Origin of the sequence: Vibrio sp. THAF64 (assembly GCF_009363455.1) — a bacterium.
Lineage (GTDB): Bacteria > Pseudomonadota > Gammaproteobacteria > Enterobacterales > Vibrionaceae > Vibrio > Vibrio coralliilyticus.
On the sequence record NZ_CP045355.1, the window covers coordinates 1,744,359 to 1,763,387 of the forward strand.

At 44.2% G+C, this 19,029-nt stretch carries 15 protein-coding genes; 7 read left to right on the forward strand and 8 right to left on the reverse strand.

The window, feature by feature from the left end; all coding sequences use genetic code 11:
• Positions 1 to 42: 42 nt before the first annotated feature.
• The 4 genes from FIU99_RS08025 to FIU99_RS08040 form a co-directional block, all read right to left on the reverse strand.
• The gene (locus tag FIU99_RS08025; protein ID WP_152472168.1) at positions 43 to 2,439 is read right to left on the reverse strand and encodes a hypothetical protein; all 2,397 of its coding nucleotides are present in this window, start codon (positions 2,437 to 2,439) and stop codon (positions 43 to 45) included.
• A gap of 86 nt (positions 2,440 to 2,525) precedes the next feature.
• Positions 2,526 to 2,813, reverse strand: a complete 288-nt coding sequence (locus FIU99_RS08030; protein ID WP_099609291.1) for a hypothetical protein — start codon at positions 2,811 to 2,813, stop codon at positions 2,526 to 2,528.
• A gap of 189 nt (positions 2,814 to 3,002) precedes the next feature.
• Positions 3,003 to 4,220 carry an alanine racemase gene (gene alr, locus FIU99_RS08035; RefSeq protein ID WP_019277109.1) on the reverse strand — a complete coding sequence of 406 codons (1,218 nt, stop codon included), beginning with the start codon at positions 4,218 to 4,220 and terminating at the stop codon, positions 3,003 to 3,005.
• A gap of 37 nt (positions 4,221 to 4,257) precedes the next feature.
• Positions 4,258 to 5,889 carry a methyl-accepting chemotaxis protein gene (locus FIU99_RS08040; protein ID WP_006962199.1) on the reverse strand — a complete coding sequence of 544 codons (1,632 nt, stop codon included), beginning with the start codon at positions 5,887 to 5,889 and terminating at the stop codon, positions 4,258 to 4,260.
• 427 nt (positions 5,890 to 6,316) lie between these two features.
• Between FIU99_RS08040 and FIU99_RS08045 the strand changes: the two genes are divergently transcribed.
• The 7 genes from FIU99_RS08045 (at position 6,317) to FIU99_RS08075 (ending at position 15,814) form a co-directional block, all read left to right on the forward strand.
• Positions 6,317 to 8,158 carry a carotenoid oxygenase family protein gene (locus tag FIU99_RS08045; protein WP_152472169.1) on the forward strand — a complete coding sequence of 614 codons (1,842 nt, stop codon included), beginning with the start codon at positions 6,317 to 6,319 and terminating at the stop codon, positions 8,156 to 8,158.
• Positions 8,159 to 8,223: 65 nt separating this feature from the next.
• On the forward strand, positions 8,224 to 9,834 hold the full coding sequence (locus FIU99_RS08050) for a D-arabinono-1,4-lactone oxidase (protein ID WP_152472170.1): 1,611 nt from the start codon (positions 8,224 to 8,226) through the stop codon (positions 9,832 to 9,834).
• Between the two features lie 101 nt (positions 9,835 to 9,935).
• Complete coding sequence (locus tag FIU99_RS08055) at positions 9,936 to 10,991, forward strand: hypothetical protein (RefSeq protein WP_152472171.1); 1,056 nt, start codon at positions 9,936 to 9,938, stop codon at positions 10,989 to 10,991.
• 893 nt (positions 10,992 to 11,884) lie between these two features.
• Entirely contained in the window at positions 11,885 to 12,391 is a 507-nt protein-coding gene (locus tag FIU99_RS08060) for a hypothetical protein (protein WP_006962203.1), read from the forward strand.
• Between the two features lies 1 nt (position 12,392).
• On the forward strand, positions 12,393 to 13,808 hold the full coding sequence (locus FIU99_RS08065) for a leukocidin family pore-forming toxin (protein ID WP_006962204.1): 1,416 nt from the start codon (positions 12,393 to 12,395) through the stop codon (positions 13,806 to 13,808).
• 197 nt (positions 13,809 to 14,005) lie between these two features.
• Complete coding sequence (locus tag FIU99_RS08070; RefSeq protein ID WP_152472172.1) at positions 14,006 to 14,455, forward strand: hypothetical protein; 450 nt, start codon at positions 14,006 to 14,008, stop codon at positions 14,453 to 14,455.
• Positions 14,456 to 14,458: 3 nt separating this feature from the next.
• The gene (locus FIU99_RS08075) at positions 14,459 to 15,814 is read left to right on the forward strand and encodes a hypothetical protein (RefSeq protein ID WP_006962206.1); all 1,356 of its coding nucleotides are present in this window, start codon (positions 14,459 to 14,461) and stop codon (positions 15,812 to 15,814) included.
• Between the two features lie 92 nt (positions 15,815 to 15,906).
• Here FIU99_RS08075 and FIU99_RS08080 read toward each other — a convergent pair whose 3' ends face one another.
• From FIU99_RS08080 to FIU99_RS08095, 4 genes are all read right to left on the reverse strand, one after another.
• Entirely contained in the window at positions 15,907 to 17,145 is a 1,239-nt protein-coding gene (locus FIU99_RS08080; RefSeq protein WP_006962207.1) for a hypothetical protein, read from the reverse strand.
• A gap of 226 nt (positions 17,146 to 17,371) precedes the next feature.
• On the reverse strand, positions 17,372 to 18,205 hold the full coding sequence (locus tag FIU99_RS08085) for a hypothetical protein (protein WP_006962208.1): 834 nt from the start codon (positions 18,203 to 18,205) through the stop codon (positions 17,372 to 17,374).
• Positions 18,198 to 18,644: a hypothetical protein gene (locus FIU99_RS08090; RefSeq protein ID WP_006962209.1), complete on the reverse strand. Its 447-nt coding sequence runs from the start codon at positions 18,642 to 18,644 to the stop codon at positions 18,198 to 18,200. The genes FIU99_RS08085 and FIU99_RS08090 overlap by 8 nt, the downstream gene beginning before the upstream one ends.
• A complete protein-coding gene (locus FIU99_RS08095; protein ID WP_006962210.1) occupies positions 18,637 to 19,029 on the reverse strand; it encodes a hypothetical protein in 393 nt (130 codons plus the stop codon). Before FIU99_RS08095 ends, FIU99_RS08090 begins: the two co-directional genes overlap by 8 nt.

The following is a 19,029-nucleotide window of genomic DNA, read 5'->3' on the forward strand; positions in this document are numbered from 1 at the left end:
GTATACACTCTGAGCAATGTCAATGTGTTCGTTATTCAAAAATTAAGCTTTGTCTAAAGGTCCAAAACTACTTTGATACAAGCCCGAGAAGGTTTCTAATATTAGGCTTTGCTCGCTACACATTGCTTTATATGATGAAGCGTAAGCCCCCTCTGCTATTTTTCTAAGTAACTTGGCGCCGTCACAAGGGGTATATAAATTATTTGAACATTCGACTAACTCTTTTCCAGAGGAATGGTAGTCCGTCTTTAGACCGCTTTCTTGAGGAAGAATGACATAGTTGACACCAAACTCTTGAGCTATTGATATTGAACCTTTTCCTTCAGCTAAAACTAGGTTAACTTTCTTTATCAGGTAGTTATTTACACTAGCCGGCAATCTACCTACTGTTACAAATAGAGCCCTATTTGAAGGACTGTTGAGAGCTTCAATCAAATCAGGGCTATCAATAGAGATAGAATCATAAGAGCCCAAATCAGGGATGTGTTTGTCTCCCACAACAAGTACAACGGCTTTATTACTCAAGTTTTCGAATGCGTAGTGTTGTGTTTCAATCAGATCTTGACGATGTTCTGCTGGTACCTGATGGTAACCATAGTTGTAAACTAGGTAGAGTTGATCGTTATTCAGTATCGAGTTAAGTCCATTCTGGATAGCTTGAGGTAATTCAGACTCTTTTATCGCATTGTCGGAAATCAGTGTTCGATAAATTGCGTTGTCATCTATGCCACACGGGTAGTCTTTTTCTTTGCCATTTTCATAGATTGTACGTTTATCGGGCTTGTGATCCTTATCCCTCATGTGTACCTCAGTAACCTCACCGGAATCATAGCCTGCAACCTGTGCATAAGAATCCCTCGCACCAGACAATAATAGGGTTTTACCTCGATGAGTTCTTTTATCGATAAGCCTTTCAAAGTCAAACGACTGCTGTTCCCAGTCAGGGCAAAGCTTTTTAAACTTATCTTGTGCGGTATCTTTACCTTCTTGAGTGAGAACGAAAGTAAAAGTGCCTTCAAGTGGGTATTCCGAATAGTTTTCAAATAACCCGGTCTTTTCTGGGCCGTGGGTATCATCGGACATTGTGTAAACTACCGCTTGACCTTCACTAAATGCAGTTAGCGCCTCACCTAGCTCAGACGCATTGGTTGGACAACCTTCAATGTTAGATGCGAGCTTAAGTACGGTTTGATTTTTTGCGTTTTTCTGGACTATGGCCCCTTCACCGCCAAACTCTTGATAAAACGATTGTAGTTGACTGTCTATTTTGTAGTCGCCTTTCCATTTGGCTTTGAAGCTCACCGTCTGAGTAAAGCCTGTACTTTCCTCGTCATCGTCAGTGAGGATTATAAATCTTGGTGGCTTATTGAAGTAACTTTTGAATTCATTAATGGCTCTAAGGTTAATTCCTTGCTCACCAAAGTTAGGGGAGTTTGGAAAAAAGAAAATAAAGTTGTCAAACTTTGTACAGTATTGGCGTAGCTGTTCCTCTTTCGTGACTGGGAGGATCAATACAGGAACATTGTCAGGAATAGAATGACTCTGCATGACATTAACCATGGTTTCACTAAGCTGATGTTGTTTGAATTGACCCCATATATCGCCAAATGGGTGAACGGCTTTAAACTGCTTTAAAGGGGGCCATACTTCAGCGCCCTGCTCTGTTTCAGGTCGTTTCTCTAATACTGACGTTCTTGCGGCAACTATGTCGTCCATTTCCAGTTTAAGTGCGTGTTCGTCGAGCCATTGAGTGGTCACTGCATTGAGCTGATCTTGGCTAAGTTTTTCCAAGCGATATAGAAAATGCTGATCGGGTACAGGGGCATCTTCTCGTTTGTATGGAAGCAAAACACTCGTTAATTGGTTTTTAGTTAAAAGCTCATCATCCAATTTTGATGCTTCAGACAACGTTGGCTGAAATATTGAAAGCCCTTCTCCAGCTATACGATACTCACGGCTTAGCTTTCCACTAATAAAGTGATAAAAGTAGCCCGTTGTCGGAAATGCCAATTTACTATCGTGTGCTTTGATTGCTAACTTTACCGGTATAAATTCGGCGTTAATGTGTTCGGTACCTTTGGGTTTAGGTATAACGTCGAAGCAAGTCGTATGATGTTTGGCGAAGAGTTCATGGTGGAGCACCTTTTCTTCACTTTGAAAACAATGAGCGGTCAGAACGCTTGTTTTCTCATGTGTCTCCTCTTTTGACCATTGTGACACTGGCGCTTCAAGCTCAGTGCTCCCCAAAGACCATTGTCCAGTCTGGAGAGAGTTTAGCTCCTCATTCGTGCAATGGATTTTTAGATTGATTTCATATTCTGGTTCGGGATCGGGCGTCTCTTGTACAGGTTGTTGAGGTTGGACATTCGCGCCATCTTGTTCTTCTTCAATTGGGGCGTACCCCGCTCTCACGACTTTCTTATTATTCTCGTAATACATGCTAATTAGCCTATGATGTTGTGATTATTTATTGTTGTAATATTTCTTTTATCAGGCGGTTAACGGCCTTGCTTAATTAAACTGAGCTAAATGCCTGTACTTCTGATTTCTCGTAGTTCGTCTCTTAGTCTTAACTGATTGTTGCACTTGGCAAGTTCTTTAAGGTGGGTGATCTTCGCTTGATAAACCGGCATGCGCTCCGCAGTGATCTTAGAACAGATTCCCCCGAGTTCTGAGTTAGCCAACTTCATGAGCTCAGAACGCATAGGGCCTTTACAGAATTTCTTGATGGTGTTTTTGAGGACAACTAACTCGCCAGTCGCGATTTGTTGAGGTGAGCTTTTAGCAATAATTGCAGCTGCTTCATTTTCCATATTTGTCTCCCTGACAATAGGTTTAAAGAAGCATTATTCTCATATCAAAATGATTGAATATAAAATGAAAAAGTCTAAAAAGAAGTAATGATGTCGCCAACCCTATATATAGCCAGCGTTTATAGCCAATTTGAAGTTTATCTAAATGGCTCACTAACGCTGGCTTTGAACCGCTTTATGTGATCTTGGTTACGGTATGTAAAGCCTTGGATTGGCCGTTCCCCAAACGGTATAAAGCTCTGGGAATATCAATTCAGCATGTTCTTCCATTTCTCCGACACTGATTTGTGCATTCGCTTGTTGGCCAAACAGTGTGACTTCTTGTCCCGTAATTACACCTTTAACATCAGTAACATCTACCATCGTCGTGTTCATCGATGTTTTCCCTACAACCGGAGCACGTTGCCCATTCACTATTACATGGGCTCGGTTACCCATTTTTCTCGGGTAACCATCAGAGTACCCTACGGGTAAATTGGCCAATACACTGTCACGTTTGGTCACGTAGCTACTGTCATAGCCGACGGTAGAATTGGCAGGAACATTGTGTAAAGACGCGACTCGAGTTTTGAAGCTGACGATTGAAGGATATTCCGGGTTAGTTGGTAGGTCGCCATACAGCACCCCGCCTGGTCTCACCATATCCAGTTGTGCTTCAGGAACATTCAATGCTGTATAGGAGTTTGATACATGTAGTAAAACATCATCCCTATTCAAGTTAGCGTTTTCGAGCAGCCATGCTGAGCTTTGATTAAAATCGGCGAGTTTGCTTCTCACTTCGTCAGCATCATAATTTGGGAAATGCGTCATGATGCCCACGATATCGATGCCTTGGTGCTTCGCAATATCAAGTGCTTCTTGCTTACCTTTTTCGGTACTCATATCAATCCCATTTCGAGACATACCGCCATCATTCAACGCTAAATGGACTTTGATTGTTTTGTCTGTGCTTAGAGATTTGATCTGATTCGCCTGCTCCAAGCTGCCGATAAGCTCTTCAATATCAAGATCCATGGCTTGTTCAATTTCCTGAATATCGGCAGATCGAACACGAACTAACTGGCCTTCAAACCCACTATCTCGGACAGTCCTCGCCTCAGCATTACTTGCGATTGCGATGCAAGGGACATTGAGCTCAAGAATGGTCGGCATTAAGCCGCGTATTCCATTACCATAGGCATCGGCCTTCATCACCACACAAAGCTTTGTTTGACTGCTGAGATGGGAGCGAAACTGTGCCATGTTTTGTTTGAATTGACCTAGGCTAATCTCAAGCCATGCGTTCGATTGCTGTACTTGATTCATTGCTGGCGGCGTGTCAGGCAACGCTATAGGTGCAGCGATGGAGCCCATTGGAAATAGTGCAGACGCGACTGCAAGTGAAACCAGTGTTGCGCGGAAAACCATAAAACCTCCTTATTCCAGACCGTATTCGTCTGACTCACTAATCCAATTTGAATTTACCCATCGCTTGCTGGAGCGAGGCGGACAGGCGGCTGAGCTCCTGACAACCCTGTGCGGTGCTTTCAGAGCCAGCAGAAACAGATTGAGCAGACATGTTAATACTCTCAATATTTGAACTGAGCTCTTCAGCCACACTATCCTGCTGATTACACGCGCTGGCTATTTGCGTTCCCATGTCAGCTATTTCTGAGATGAAGCCACGAATCGCGGTCATAAGTTCTTGAGACTGATTACCTTGCTCGACGCACGTTTCGATTTGCTGACGCGAACGATCGGTTGTTTCTTTTGCCTGGCTGGCAATAGCCTGAAGTTTCTCGATGATTGCGGTGATTTCACTTGTGGAAGCCTGTGTACGCCCGGCGAGTGTACGAACTTCGTCTGCTACAACAGCAAAACCTCGTCCAGATTCACCCGCTCGTGCTGCCTCAATAGCGGCGTTTAGTGCGAGCAGGTTGGTTTGATCGGCAATGTCTCGGATCACATCGACAATGGTATTAACCTGGTTCGATTGTTGTTCAAGCTCGGCAACACTCTCACCCGCTTCCCCCATGATCTGTGCGACATTTTGAATAGAACCAACCATTGCTTTGGTATTACGTGCCCCTTCTTGAACTTTGCCATTCGCGTCATTGGCTTTTTCAGCAGAGACTTCTGTGGTTTGAGCTACATTTGCCACAGAGGATTTCATTTCCCCCATCGCCGTCGCAACATGGGTGACCTGTGATTGCTGATCTTGCATTTCACGCGCTGATTTGTTCGATGTATGAGTCATGTCATCGACTGCGCGCCCGAGCTCGCGAACCACTGTGACGCTCTGGTTGATCAAGTCTCTGAGGTTGCTTTGCATTCGGGTCGAAGCATCAGCCAGCTCACCTAATTCATCGTTACCGATCGCTGAGCGATCCAGTGTTCTAGACAGATCCCCCTCGGCGATTGCATTGGCTTGCTTAACAACGACAACTAAAGGACCGCATATAAGTCGGGTCAGAAACATCGTCATAATCACCATGACTGCGACGATCAAAACATTGATGATCATTGCTGAACGGCTTAAGCCATCGACTGATGATAAAATCGCTTCCCGATTACTGTTCATTGCACCTTTGAGAATATCGACCAATATATTAATGTCAGCCTCGATGCTCTCAAACTCACCGAGTGAGTTAGCCAATATGGGGTAAGCGGTTTCTTTGTCCATGTTGGACATGGCTTGATTGAATGAGTCCATCGTCGCCAGATAACCTTGCCACTTCTTATCTAGTCGCTTGAAGGTTTGTTCTTCTTCACCAGGCCAAACGGTCTTTCCGTAGGCGCTGAGCCCTTTATTAATTTCCTGACGAATGTTCTCGTTACTTGAAATGGTGGATTGAACTTTTGCAGGATCACTCATCGCAAAGGCGGCAAACTGAGCTCTTCGCCATAACGACATCTGGTCTCGAATAGAGTCGACTTTCTCGACAGCAGGCAGTGTATCGTCGGTATAGTTGAGGAGTTCGGCTTTAATGTTCCTTAGTTCACTCAGCATTAAAAAGCCGAAGCCCAAATTCATTACGGCGATAACGACAAACGCTAGGGCAATTTTTTTGCCAATCGAAAGGTTCTTCACATGCATACGTTAGGTACCTTACATCTAAGTTAAGAGTGCCTTGTGTATGACATCCTTCTCTCTTCAAGGACTTTGGGGTACACGCACTCTTTATTCAGCACGAGTACAGCCAGTCACAGCTGAATGCTCATACTGTTTTAATACTCAATAAAGATAGGCAAGGATAATGTGAATAGCGAGTAGCAATAGACAATGCTTATGCAAAGACAGCAATCAGAACGACATAGTGGCACTGTCACTATGTAATTTGAAAAATTGAGTAATGATAAAAGTAACAGATTTTCAGTATGTTATTGATGCTTCACTGTGTAATCGACTAGAGTCATTGCACCACTTCTCTGCCACAATTCATAATTTTTAACATTCCTCAATACACTTTATAAATCTCATCTACTTTCCAATATATGCATCTAATTACTTATTAATGAGAGCTATGGAAAGACGTACTTTTTTAAAGGGATTAGCGGGAGTTACTCTCGTGCCTGGGCAGCTATTCGCTTCACCGACTGTGAATCACTCACTTTTCCCAGAGTCGATAATGCAAGCCGACTTCACGCCCTCTTCGGGCAACCTAAACTTGCTTTACGGGCAATTACCCAATGACATTATGGGCCATGTGTTCTTTGCTGAAGGCATTCCACTCGAACGGGATCACCTTAGCCCGAGTGGTCGTGGTGCGCTGACCCGCTTGGATTTCTCTCTTGGGCAAGTGTCGTTTATGCGCAAAATGATCGACACTCCTTCTGCGATCATGCAACAGCACATCCACTATTGGCCTGATAGATTCAAATTGCTTGGTGGTATGGCGTATTACAGCCCTTCTATGGGTTTTGTGAACTACTGTAATACCGCGCCCAACTATCTCGGTGATAACCGTTTCGCTTTGAGTTACGAAGGCGGCGTCCCTTATGAATTTGATGCGACAACATTAGATCTTATTACGCCCATCGGTCATTACGATGAATGGCGTAGCAGTTTACCACCATGGATGGACGCACTGACGCCAGACAAATGGCTATTCCCGCAGGTTCGGACCACTGGGCACCCATACTTTGACCTCGAATCAGACGAGTGTTTTACCATCAACTATGGCGGTAACGTTTCAAATACGGGGACCAAGAATGGCTTTATCCGGCTCATGAAGTGGGATAAGAAAAGCGCCCTTCAAGGTTGGGATATCGTCGGACGAGATGGCCGACCAGCATTTATCGCTGCAACTGCGCATTCACTGGGTGTCACCCGCCATCATGTCCTGATATTTGAAACAGCGGCACAAGTTGAGCCGCTAAGAATGATTGGTATCCGTTCAGTCTACGCTCAGCAACATCGCACGCCTGTATGGGTTATCCGCAAGAAAGACCTGCTCTCAAATCGTGACATTGTCACCGCCGATTACATTGAGCTTAACTTTGATACCTCGGATGTCATGTGCAATTACGATGACCATGAAAACGAAATTACGCTCTATGGGCAGTATCTGGGCGCGATGGATAAATCTGAGCCTCAATATACTCGAGATAGATTGCTCTTCGGCGGAAGAGTCAGTGATTCGCTCGCAGGTTATCCTGCCGCACCGGTGGATGTCGGGGGCCTAGTTCGCGCGCGCATTCAGGTTCAACCTGATTCCGTGCGTGAAATTACGGGTGATTTTCGTTTAATTCGTGATGACCAGCTTTTCTGGGATATGAATGATCCTGCTTACCGAGGTCATTTCCAATTCCCTGAGCAGTTTGACCATATCTATTGGGCTGCTGTGGGTTACCGAAAAGACCATGTTGTTGAGCGTGTCGCGGATGCATACGAGCAATACCCTAACCGCCTGTTTACCAATGACTCGTTACCTCAAGAAGACCAACCTTCCGCGCTCGTCCATATGGACTGCCAAAAGATGGCAGTCACCGATGCTTATCAATTTCCTGCTGACTGTGTAATGCGAACGCCTCAGTTTATGTCGAGACCCGGTAGCTACGCTCAAGATGACGGCTACGTCTTTACTGCAGTAGTTCGTAAGGAGCCAACCAACACCATTGGCAACGGTAAAGAAATCTGGATTTTTGATGCGAAAAACCTCTCTCAAGGCCCGCTTGCCATTTTAGGTCATTCTCAACTCAATTTTGCGACAACGAATCATGCGCTTTGGGTTCCAGAGATAGGGCCAAGACCGCTTGATGGATACCAAGCCAATGTTGGCGAGTTCTTCCGCAGTCGGGTTTCTCAACATCGACGTGCCGTTCGGGACGTTATCGAACAACAAATATTGCCACGATTTGGCTGATAGTAAATTTCAATTTCGAGCTGATGAAGCTCAATGTCACGATGCTTTTAAATAAGGAATATTTAATGAGAATAAGAACTCTCGCGCTCGGCGCTACTTTAATATCGGCTGCATTAGGAACAGCCTTTGCGCTTCAAACGAGCGAGCCCGAACGCGAAATCTCCAACTATCAAGGGACCTATACCTGTCATCCTGAAGCGGTTTATGACCCACAATCCATTGAAGGCGTTCAGGCCATCGTTAAAGATGCACTGATACGCGACAAGAAAGTGATGACGGGTAATCGTAAGTTTGCCAGCCAGATCGATGCCGCCTGCGCGGGTGATGATCAAGTTCAACTCACGCTCAAGAACATGGATAAGATCGTCCATTTCGACGCCGCGAACAAACGTGTGACGGTTGAAGCGGGTATGAGGTTTAATGACTTAAACGATTTTCTTCGTGAACAAGGTTACGCGATCAACATGGTCACTGAGTTAGCCATCTTCACAGTCGGCGGCATGCTTGGCAGTGGTACACACGGCTCAACATTGGAAAAACCTAGCAATATGCTTGCGGACTATGTGACAGAGCTTAAAGTCGTTGATGGTCAGGGAGACGTTCGTGTATTAAACGGCGATTTACTCAACGCTGCTCGCGTCAACTTGGGCGTGCTGGGTGTCGTCGTTGAAGTCACGCTGGCTATCGAGGAAGCGTTCAAAGTCAAAGCAGAAGTGACAGGGTATCGTGACGATTCCGGATTGGAAGATGTTGTTCTGGACATCGCTCGCAGCAACTACTCAGCCAATATCGCTTGGTTCCCGGGTCTTGGCCGCTATACCACCACCTTGTATAACCCGGTTCCATTGGAGACGCAAGGTGAAGCGTATAATGCTCAGGCGGATGTGTCTGATGCAGAAGAGTTCTTCTTCGGCTTGCTGTTTAATGCCGCTCACGAATTTCCGGGTACTGGATTGCAATGTCTAGCCGCCGTTGCGCGTTATAACGCCAGAGCAAAGTCTTACTTCCGCGATAGTAATACGGGCAAAAAAGTGAGTGAACCTATTGGTTACTCTGATCAAATGCAGTACTTCAAATGTAAAGATCCCAACAAATGTATTTGGGACAGGCTTCCTATCGCACTTCAGGAAGTGGCCATTGATATTGAGCGTTTGCCTGACTGGATTCGTGACGTACGAGAGATTGTCGCGGCTCACCCAAGAACCTGCTTCCCGCTTAATGGTATTTACTTCCGATTTGGTCAAGCGTCAGACAGCTATATTGGTATGAGTGCCGGTCGCGAAACCGCATTTGTGGGTATCGAGTACACATTACGCCAAGAAGGTAAAAAGGAACCGAAGAATTACTTTGTGAATCTGGAGATAGAACAGATGTCGCTGCGTAAGTATGATGCGCGACCTCACTGGGGCAAGAACTCTGTTGCGATCTTCGAGGACATGCCTTCTCGATTCCCGATGTGGCAAGAATTCTTGCAGGCGAAAGCAGAGCTCGATCCTTACAACGTGTTTACTAATCCTTTCTGGGAACGCGTTAGTGGTGATATCCCTATGGATGACTATTTAACGCCGGGATGTAACGTCCGTGGGGAATGCTACTGTCAGACAGATGATCACTGTCAGTCTGGAACACAATGTCAGGCTGGGCTGTATTTCACCGACGCTCGTATTTGTCGCTAGCTATTGTGAATTGGCCACGGGGAGAACTCCTTGTGGCCGATTCAGCATCAATACTTATTTCCCTTTACTCATCCTCTATTGATTTAAAGGAACACCAGACGATGAATCTCAAATCGATTTTGCTTGCCGTCACAGCTTCGTTTTCTCTGCTGAGTCTAACTGTGTCTGCGACTACCTTAGATGATATTCGGCCACATGTACCAAGCTCAGATAAAACTTGGGCAGAACAGTGGTTCTATAATGTAGCGGTACCGGATGTGGGTTATTTCAAAATCAGCCTCCAGAGCTATATAGCGCCTGATTTTGATGAGCCAACGCCCAAGGCATATGTTCACCTTGCTTTTACCCCACTCAATGGAAAAACCATTAAGTATGATATCTTCCGTGACGAGCTCATTATGAAAGGTTTTGATGATGCGACGCTTTTTCACTATGAAATCCCGGGGATAGTCGTCGCTAATCAAGACTCGGTTGAAGTGACCTACAATGATTTCCATTTCTCAATGCGTTGGGATGGCGAGCATGCTCATTATTGGCGAGGATTAAATCCCGGGCAGACCCCGTTTGGTATCATTCCAGAATTGCCCGGTGTCGGAGGAAAATGGTTTCTTTACACTGTAGGAACACCAATTCAATACAGCTTCTCTGATGGTGACGTGTCTTTGTATGGAAGCGGTTATGCTCAGGTTGATAAAGGCTGGTATGACAAAGAGTCGAGTGCAGGCATGGTTTATAGCATGGGGCTCTCCGATGATCTCTACTACATGTTCACAGGCGCTAAAATTAGTAATTCCAACATAGAGCTATGGGCTGGACGCTACATTTCAGACAACTACGACCTTATTTTCTACCCCGCCATTGGAAATCTATCAGTCAAACGTGAATATGATTCTTGTGCTGGTTACCTAAAAGTTGAAATGAACAAACTCAGATACAAAATGGTTATGGAAGCGAAATCTGATTTAGATGATTTCTATCCTCTTGAATTTCCTTCCGTTATCATTTTTGGTGGTGAACAAAAGTACATGAAGTCTATGAAAGCGGATGTAAAATTCTCTCTGTATGACTTTGGGCAATTGGAGGAGTCGATACACATGCCTCAAGCATTACTAGAGTTTAGTGGCCCTTTCTATTGCGATGAGTTGCCTAACGAATAGACCTTAACGCCTATCTACTTGGTTGGGCTTCGTCCAGCCAAGTTTCACCTCTCTTATCTCCTCGTTCTAGGTGCTCCTCAATATCAGGTATTGACCTGAGTTTATTCAACCCTTGTTCTTGCTAATATTTATATTAAATAAAATTACTAAATTAGAACCTGTTAATTTAGTTGATTTTAAAGTATTGGTTTTAACTGAACGCCGTATTTAAATAATCATCCTTAAAAATCCATCTGGCTTATTAGAGCAGATGATAAAAAAGAAAAATATTTAAAGTTTCCTATAAGAAACGTTTGTGATCTATGTTTTGATTTTTAACTAAAAATCAAATTGGTGTTTGAATTTTAATTAGAGTAATTACTTTATTGTTGTATTTGATATTATCACTTTTGAGACGTGTAAGTGATGAAATTATATTTATGACTAGATTAAGATCTATTGATTGTTTTGATAATCGGAATCTAAAACTTGCGCATGGATTTAAAATTGTTTTATAACAATTATTTATAAATAAACTGGTGTGATAAATTCAATTTTAAATCTACTTTTTTAGGTTCTTTTTCTAAATAATAAAAATCGCATTTAGATCATTAACAGAACAATATCTGTATCATTTGTGAGCAATCACGAGGAGGGTTCATAACACTTGCATACTGAATGGAGATCACATTATGTGTTGGTTGATGGTCATAAGAATTCAGTAAAACCATCTAAAAAATCTCTTTTCGGAAATCTATTTATCATGTTACTAAATAAAACACGGGGATTGATTTGGAATATAGCTTGGTTCCAAGAGGTATTTATTCTCGTTCAAGGATGACAACAAAATATCATGGAAAGTTAACTGACGTTTGAATTGTTATTAAGTAATAACTCTTTACGAGGATTTTTGTATGCACAATAACAAAACTAAAGTGTTAGGGACACTTACCCTACTCTCTTCTTTGTTTGCTGCACATGCATTTGCTGATATTCAGATACTTGGAAGTGAAAGTGAAGTTTCACAGTCAATCACTGAGCACTATCAGCAATCAACTCAGTTTTACAACGGAAATTTGGCTAAAACCGATGCACTCTACATCAATGTAGGAACTGCATCAGATGATGATATTGCGCTGGCAAAATCACATGTCGTTAAAGGTGATACGGTCGTCATTGACCTGAGACAAGTCTCAGGTGAAGATGCCAAGATTGACCTTAGCCAATCGTTAACTGGGCTTGGCAGTGATGCACCTGTTGTGGTTACTGGCATGTATCAAGGCGATAACATCATCAACTCCATTGTTGCAGACGTCCGCGATGAGAATGGTGACCCAGTGAATAACCCAGCGGCTGAGTTAGATAGTATTAACCAGTCTTTGGTTCATGCCCTTGACCGTCTTGGCTTTGGAGGTGAGTAATATGAAAACTTCTACAATTTTCACTCTTTCTTTGCTTGCTGCTTCTGTCAATGCGTTCGCGGACGACTACGTCCCTGTTGTTGAAAAGGTCTACTACATCACCAGCTCAAAGCTAACGTGTAATCTTTATACGAGTAAAGATTTCGATACGAAGCGAGATTGGTGTAACGCAGGCGCATCGGTTGATATTCGCGTCAACGTATCACAGATGCGCTCGGTTCAGTCTTCTACTTCGCAAGGCTTCACACCAGACGCTAAGATCGTACGTTTTACTGTTGAGGCGGATAAAGCGGGTACAGGCTTCCACCTCGTTGATGATCTTCAACAAGATCACAGCTGGTTCCAAAGCTGGGCGAATCGTCGCACGTACATTGGCCCATTTGCGAGTAGCTATGAGTTATGGGTTAAACCAGTGTCTGGTTACGTACCTAAGAAAGTCAGCGATTTCCCTCATAACGAAAACAAAGACTACCAACACCGTGACACCCACGGCTATTCGATCGGTATTAACGGCTCAGCCGGTGCGGAAGTTGGCAAAGATGGCCCTAAAGTCAGTGCAGAAGTGAGCGGTTCATTCAGCTATAAGAATGAAAAAACACTGGTATTTGATACCAAAGACTACCGCGTGAACAACCGTTCTTCTTTAAGCGATTTTGAAATTGCGTTTGAGCGTGAGTTTGATGAGTGTCAAGAGCTACGCCGTGAAGAGCTTGGCTGCTACTTTACTTCAGCACACTGGGGAAGCGGATGGGTATTCGATAAATCGAAATTCAATCCAATCTCTTACGCTAACTTCAAGCCTAACTATGACGTAATATACGAAGCTCCTGTCTCTCAGACCGGAACTACGGATTTCGAGATTGGCGCGAAGTTCATTGCTAAAGCACGCTATGGTGATGTTATCCCATCAGCACTGTTCTCTGTGTATGGCCCTGGCGGTTGGGCAACGACAGGATGGTCAATTCCACGTACAGTTCGTATAGACTGGAGTCACCCACTGTTTGAAGCTGAAGCTCATGTGACCTTGCAGTCGTTAAGCAACAACGACTTGTGCCTAGACGTTTATGGTACAAATGGCGACAAAGAAGCCGAGGGTGGCCAAGTGGATGGCTGGAGCTGTCACGGAAGTTGGAACCAGACTTGGGGTCTAGATAGCGATGAGCGCTACCGTAGCCGTGTTGCACCAGATCGTTGTCTGACGGTTTCTGATGATAAGAACCTAACCGTTGAGTCATGTAGCTCTAACCTTGCTCAAAAATGGTTCTGGGAAGACGACAAGCTGATCAGTCGCTACGTCGATGGCACCAACAAGCGTTATGTGCTTAACATTCTGGATGGTCGTAACGTTGGCGTGACGCCTGAAGATGAAGCGACACACGCGAGATGGAAACCAACGCTACAGCAAATCAAACTTTAAGTTTGTAATGAAGCAAAAACGGAAGGCATTGCCTTCCGTTTTTTTGTTGTAAGTACCGCATAAGAAATTGCAGTAATGCTGAGTTTTTAATGGATTAGGTCAGACCAGCTTTCATAAGAGTCACATGAGTTTAGATATTGAGTTTGCTGGGCACGTTATAACGTGAATAGGTCATATTTCAACACGAGAGTAGCCCTATGCCTCCTCCAATTCACTCGATGAACTCACAACCTGTTCTAAATCAGGAACTGGATACATTGATCAGTCACTTTTTGGTGAATATAGGATTGTCACCAGAAACTCTGCGTGATTTGCACGCCGAAAATACACTGGCGATTCAGATTCAGGGATTGCCTGATGTCATGTTATCGAGGATGAATAGCGGCCTGTGGCTTTGGAGCCAATTACCAGATCTGACCAACTCCAAACTGATGGATTACGCTGCTCCCGTACTCTCTCTAATTATCCCTCCGCTAGAAGGCGTTGAAGGTGGTCAAGTCACTTTGGGTTTAGGTGACGACGGGTACGAGCTCAAAGCTTTGGTCAGTTCACAAACGTTAGTTGAGGAAAATGGTTTAGAGACTGTTTTCCGAGGATTTACTAGCAAGTTAGCGTTACTTCACCATGAACTTCAATTGGGAGGATAAGTTATGCCCGAAATTCAAGCTAATCATAGTATTGCTACCTCCTCTACTGCTTCTACCAGTCAATCATCAGGCGCACAATACGGTGAAGTAACAGGAGTAACCACAAGCAACTTGAGTATGTCTTCCTCTCAACCTCCGCAAGGTGCTTCACCTATAACTGAGAGTATTCCTCAGGTGATAGGGAGCAAACCGCTACAAGCGAGTCAAAGTAAAGAGAACGATCCAATCATCGGTCGCAGCGCTCATCATAAAGCGAAGTTTCAGCAACATAAACACGAGCAGGCAAATGTACAGAATTACGAGCCGAAAGCAGGTCAAAACAACTTTAATGTCGTTGGAGATATGGAGGCGAAAATAGATCTCACTTCACAAGGAGATCATCGACGCCAACCTATACTAGACATACTTTCTACAGTAGCGGGTGTAGAGATTGGTACGAATAAGAGCAAACCTATTCCACAAACCATTCATCGTTTTTGGTCCGGTGGCGCGATGAGCCAGGAAGCGATGCATGTCCTGCTCGAGTCTGCAGACAAATCTAAGGGGAGCCAGTTTAAGCACAGCATGTGGTACTCTTCTTCATTAGAAGCTGAACTCATGAAACGTGACGCGATCATAGAGGAAGAAATCGACAAACGAGATACGCAAAGGACCATACTGCGTGCTAACGGGTACGAGGTTTGTGATATTGATACGATGTTTAAGCCAGACCCAACACAAAGCACGTTCGATCGTTTAAGAAAGAAACCGCTACCAAAACCGGAGCCGGGTGTACTGTCTAAATCTGAACTGAATAATATGGTTAGAAAAGCATGTGACCATTTACAAAAAGGTGGTAGTGATAAGTGGGACGGCATCAAGCATTTTTCGGACATCTCCCGCTTGATTTACTTAAAGGAAAAAGGCGGCCATCATTTTGATGTGGACTTTGGCTTAGGAAACATGAACTTCGAGCAAAGTTACTATCACAATGATGAAAAAGGCACCGTTCCGTTAATGGGAGCAACTACATCTGTAAGTAGAGACAGAATCAACGAGCACTTACAAGTTGTTCATCCTAGTAAGCCGCAGGATCTTTCCGATCAAAGCTACCGTAATTCTGTTGTTCAGGTAGCAGAACAGGCGATGATGATGTCAGGCATGTTAAACGGGATTATTGCAACAAGCGCCCAGAACCCTAATGTTATTGAAGGGATTGAGCTGCTTCGTCCTGATATTGCTAACAAAAGCGGAGAACTTCCATCTGGTATGCTGGCGAACAAAAGTTTGATTGGGGACATACCTAACGGTTCTGCTTATACCATTCCTCCCTATCTCATTGACTTAGAACACATTACAGCAGAGTCTGACTCGCGATAAGCTAATAACTAGAAATAAGTGAAACCTAGTTTTTAAAATTGTTTGAAATAAACTAAAAACGGAAGGCAGCGCCTTCCGTTTTCTTATTTTGGTTAGCTCAGTAAAGTACCAGTTGTAGTCAACAGCGACTCATAATTCAGTGAATGATACATTCCAGCGATATGATCGACTTGTCGATAAATCTCTTGGTTGTTGAGGTCGTATCCTGCTGCGGCTGCAGCGTTAAAAAATTGCTCTCTTGCTATGTCTCCAGCACGATGAAAATCTGATCGCACGCCGCCGCTCTCAGCCTTGTATTGAAAGTTTGGCTCAGCCTGATATTCGCAGCGAGTATTTTGATAATTCTTCAACGATTCTAGTAAATGAACAATTAGCCCAATATCACGGTAGCGTTTTTCTCCGTCTTCATCGCGTCCCATATTCCACGCTTCGTCATTTCTTGGTGGTAGAGTCAGTGTTGGCAATAACCTCTCTACCTGAGTTGGTGGTAAAGGTTTTGACTTCAAACCTATCTCTTTTATTGATGTTCGGCTTAGTGACATAGGTTCAACGGGTTCTTGTTGGCCTGCAAAGTACTTGTTGACGGAGTCGTGAATTTGATTGAGTGAGGCTAACCCTCGTTGCACCCATTCTCTTGGAGTACCATTCCCCGCCCCTTCTAACTGCTCTAGACGAGCACGTTGATCAGAGAAGTGATCCACACATTTCATTTGCACTGCTACCCAATTTTGAGCAAGTTGGCTGTCTCTAGACATCTGATTTTTTGCCTGTGGGCTGAGGCGTTCCGTCGCTAGTTGTTTTTGTTTGGAAGACGTAACACCTTGGTACGTATCGTTCTCATCGTTAAATGATACACGATCCAATGCGTCCTGTAGCCCGTTGCGACTGACGTTATCCACAAGCAAATATTGTGAGTGATTCGTCAGCTCTCGCCCAAGGATACAATCCGCTTCTTTCGATGTTTCACCATAATTCACACGTGTTTTTTCCAACACATCCGTGATTTCAAACTCAAAACTGTATGTGCCATCATGGTTATCGATAACTTCTCCTTGAAAGCGATTAGTAAAGCCACTACCCGCCAATTGATTCAGCTTGCAGAATGCTTCCATTTTCTTAGAGGTTGACTCAGAAGTTTCAACATCAACTTCATGTGTGATTTCATATAGATGCGCAAGCGCTTGAGCTTTATCTGTTCCACAAAACCAATCTTTGATTTTATCCCAAAGCCCCATGTAGGTAGCTTCTTCTTTTGTATTTGCTTGCTTTACATGTTCAATGCGAGCATCGCTAATGGTGCGGTCAAAAGTGCCGCTAATATTGAGTGACATAAGAACCTCTCCTCTAGATTGACATACGGAGCCTTGAAACGGGTAACTAAAGGAGTACCTATGCTGTCGCAATAACTATGAAATGGCTTTCAAACGTTCAATATCAAAACAGGAAAAATAGACGAGAAATGTGGTTTGACCAGATGTGACTCTTTGGCGTTGAGGCTTATTATGCAAAAAGCCGATAAGTCAGACCAACCGGCTCAGCCCCAAAATTCCGTTAGATTTAAGCGGCTTCTGTATACGTATTGTTCGCGTAGAAAACCACCCCATCATGACTGACTAAGAGTTCGCCTGAGGTAATGCAATGGTTGCCGGACACGAGTTTACACGCGGTTTCACACGTCAGTGGTGCTTCGATAGTTTGCCCCTCAACCAATTGCAGCAACGTAGGTAAATCAACTTCGAGTGAGGCAACCTGAACATAACTGACCGCTTCAGAAAATGAGTATGGAGCGAATACCTGCTCCACAGACCATGTTTGCTCTCCCTCGAACTGAACGATTGCCAGCGGTTTATCCCACCACAAGATCGCTTTTCCTTCATCAGGGTCTACGCTTTCTTTTAACCACACTCCATTGCCCTGTGAGATTGAATTAATGTCCGTTGTGTATCCTGCAACCAACGGCACACTAACTTTAATGCTTTGCGCAGAACAACGCGTCCAATGCGTAGTCAGGCGCTGTAGCCATGCGGCGCTAAACCCAACCAACACAAACTGATAACCCTGACACTGTACGACCGGATAGATTCCATCGAGCAAGCAACATTCTGCGCCTTGCGTACTGATATCTCTGACAAACGGAATGCTCACCGCGGAAAACATGGCAGCGACGAGTGTGGGAAAAAGATCTTCGGGGATCATGCTTAATGATTCGATAGCAGTTATATCAGTAACACCCTGATTCCAATCGGAGTGACTGCACCATATGCCGCTCTTTGAATCACTTCGATATGACCAAAACTGACCTTCCCCCGAAACTTTCTGTAACGACATCTGACACTGCTGGTTTTCTAAACCAGTGCCAATCACCTTGCTCATTTCAATTAGATCAGTCATAGCGGTTTACCTCTATTGTCATTTTTAACGCGGATTCATTGAGATGGCTTTTTATTTTCGGCATGATGCGATTCAGTGCGTCTTGCTGTTTTTGGTTCTTGGGTTTCAGAGTTAACGCAACGCCTTGCGCGTCCCATTGAGCAAAGATCACTAAACCCGACATCGGGCCGTTGAGCAATTTAAACGAAAGACTATTTTCACCTCTGTGTAGCTCTGCATTGCCCCATTTGGTTACATGATTCACTGCGGATAATTCATTTAAAATCGAAGGTGGCACCCGCGCGGAGGTATCTGGTGTATCGGTTTGTGCTTCTACATCTTGTTGTGTATGGAAAAGAGTCGTAAATCGCTGTCTAAGCTCAGGATCGGCTTCATGACGACCAGCAACGCCTTCAACACGCCAAGCAGTACTATTCACATGTTCAATTTTGTTATTCATCCAGTACCTCTTTTAGCTTTTCCTGACCTCTTATCAGCTTTGTTTTCTGGCTCCATAGTTCTGACTTTTCACGTTCCAACTGCTCGATTCGTTTATGCCAGTCCTCGACTGAATCGGCTTTAGAACGCTCTTCAATATACTGACTCCGCTTTTCTCCTAGGAGTTGGTTCAGTTGACTACGATCCATAACATCTTCAGTTTGCAGAGGGTTTGTTAACGCCTCCCGTGAAATAAGCCACTCTTGATACGAGCGTTGTTTTTCATGCTTGCATTTATCTTGCTGTTCGTTGAGCTGATTCCATTGGGCTTGTAGCCGCTCTTCTTTACGTTTACGCACATGAAGCAGTTGTTCGATAAGATCAATTTCCTGACTGGATAGTGCCAT

Excerpts from the sequence above, each read along its gene's own strand:
- FIU99_RS08075 (WP_006962206.1), top strand. The coding sequence starts at position 14,459 with ATGCCCGAAATTCAAGCTAATCATAGTATTGCTACCTCCTCTACTGCT.
- FIU99_RS08025 (WP_152472168.1), bottom strand. The coding sequence starts at position 2,439 with ATGTATTACGAGAATAATAAGAAAGTCGTGAGAGCGGGGTACGCCCCA.
- FIU99_RS08095 (WP_006962210.1), bottom strand. The coding sequence starts at position 19,029 with ATGGCACTATCCAGTCAGGAAATTGATCTTATCGAACAACTGCTTCAT.
- FIU99_RS08090 (WP_006962209.1), bottom strand. The coding sequence starts at position 18,644 with ATGAATAACAAAATTGAACATGTGAATAGTACTGCTTGGCGTGTTGAA.
- FIU99_RS08050 (WP_152472170.1), top strand. The coding sequence starts at position 8,224 with ATGAGAATAAGAACTCTCGCGCTCGGCGCTACTTTAATATCGGCTGCA.
- FIU99_RS08045 (WP_152472169.1), top strand. The coding sequence starts at position 6,317 with ATGGAAAGACGTACTTTTTTAAAGGGATTAGCGGGAGTTACTCTCGTG.
- alr (WP_019277109.1), bottom strand. The coding sequence starts at position 4,220 with ATGGTTTTCCGCGCAACACTGGTTTCACTTGCAGTCGCGTCTGCACTA.
- FIU99_RS08040 (WP_006962199.1), bottom strand. The coding sequence starts at position 5,889 with ATGCATGTGAAGAACCTTTCGATTGGCAAAAAAATTGCCCTAGCGTTT.
- FIU99_RS08085 (WP_006962208.1), bottom strand. The coding sequence starts at position 18,205 with ATGACTGATCTAATTGAAATGAGCAAGGTGATTGGCACTGGTTTAGAA.
- FIU99_RS08060 (WP_006962203.1), top strand. The coding sequence starts at position 11,885 with ATGCACAATAACAAAACTAAAGTGTTAGGGACACTTACCCTACTCTCT.
- FIU99_RS08070 (WP_152472172.1), top strand. The coding sequence starts at position 14,006 with ATGCCTCCTCCAATTCACTCGATGAACTCACAACCTGTTCTAAATCAG.
- FIU99_RS08080 (WP_006962207.1), bottom strand. The coding sequence starts at position 17,145 with ATGTCACTCAATATTAGCGGCACTTTTGACCGCACCATTAGCGATGCT.
- FIU99_RS08055 (WP_152472171.1), top strand. The coding sequence starts at position 9,936 with ATGAATCTCAAATCGATTTTGCTTGCCGTCACAGCTTCGTTTTCTCTG.
- FIU99_RS08065 (WP_006962204.1), top strand. The coding sequence starts at position 12,393 with ATGAAAACTTCTACAATTTTCACTCTTTCTTTGCTTGCTGCTTCTGTC.
- FIU99_RS08030 (WP_099609291.1), bottom strand. The coding sequence starts at position 2,813 with ATGGAAAATGAAGCAGCTGCAATTATTGCTAAAAGCTCACCTCAACAA.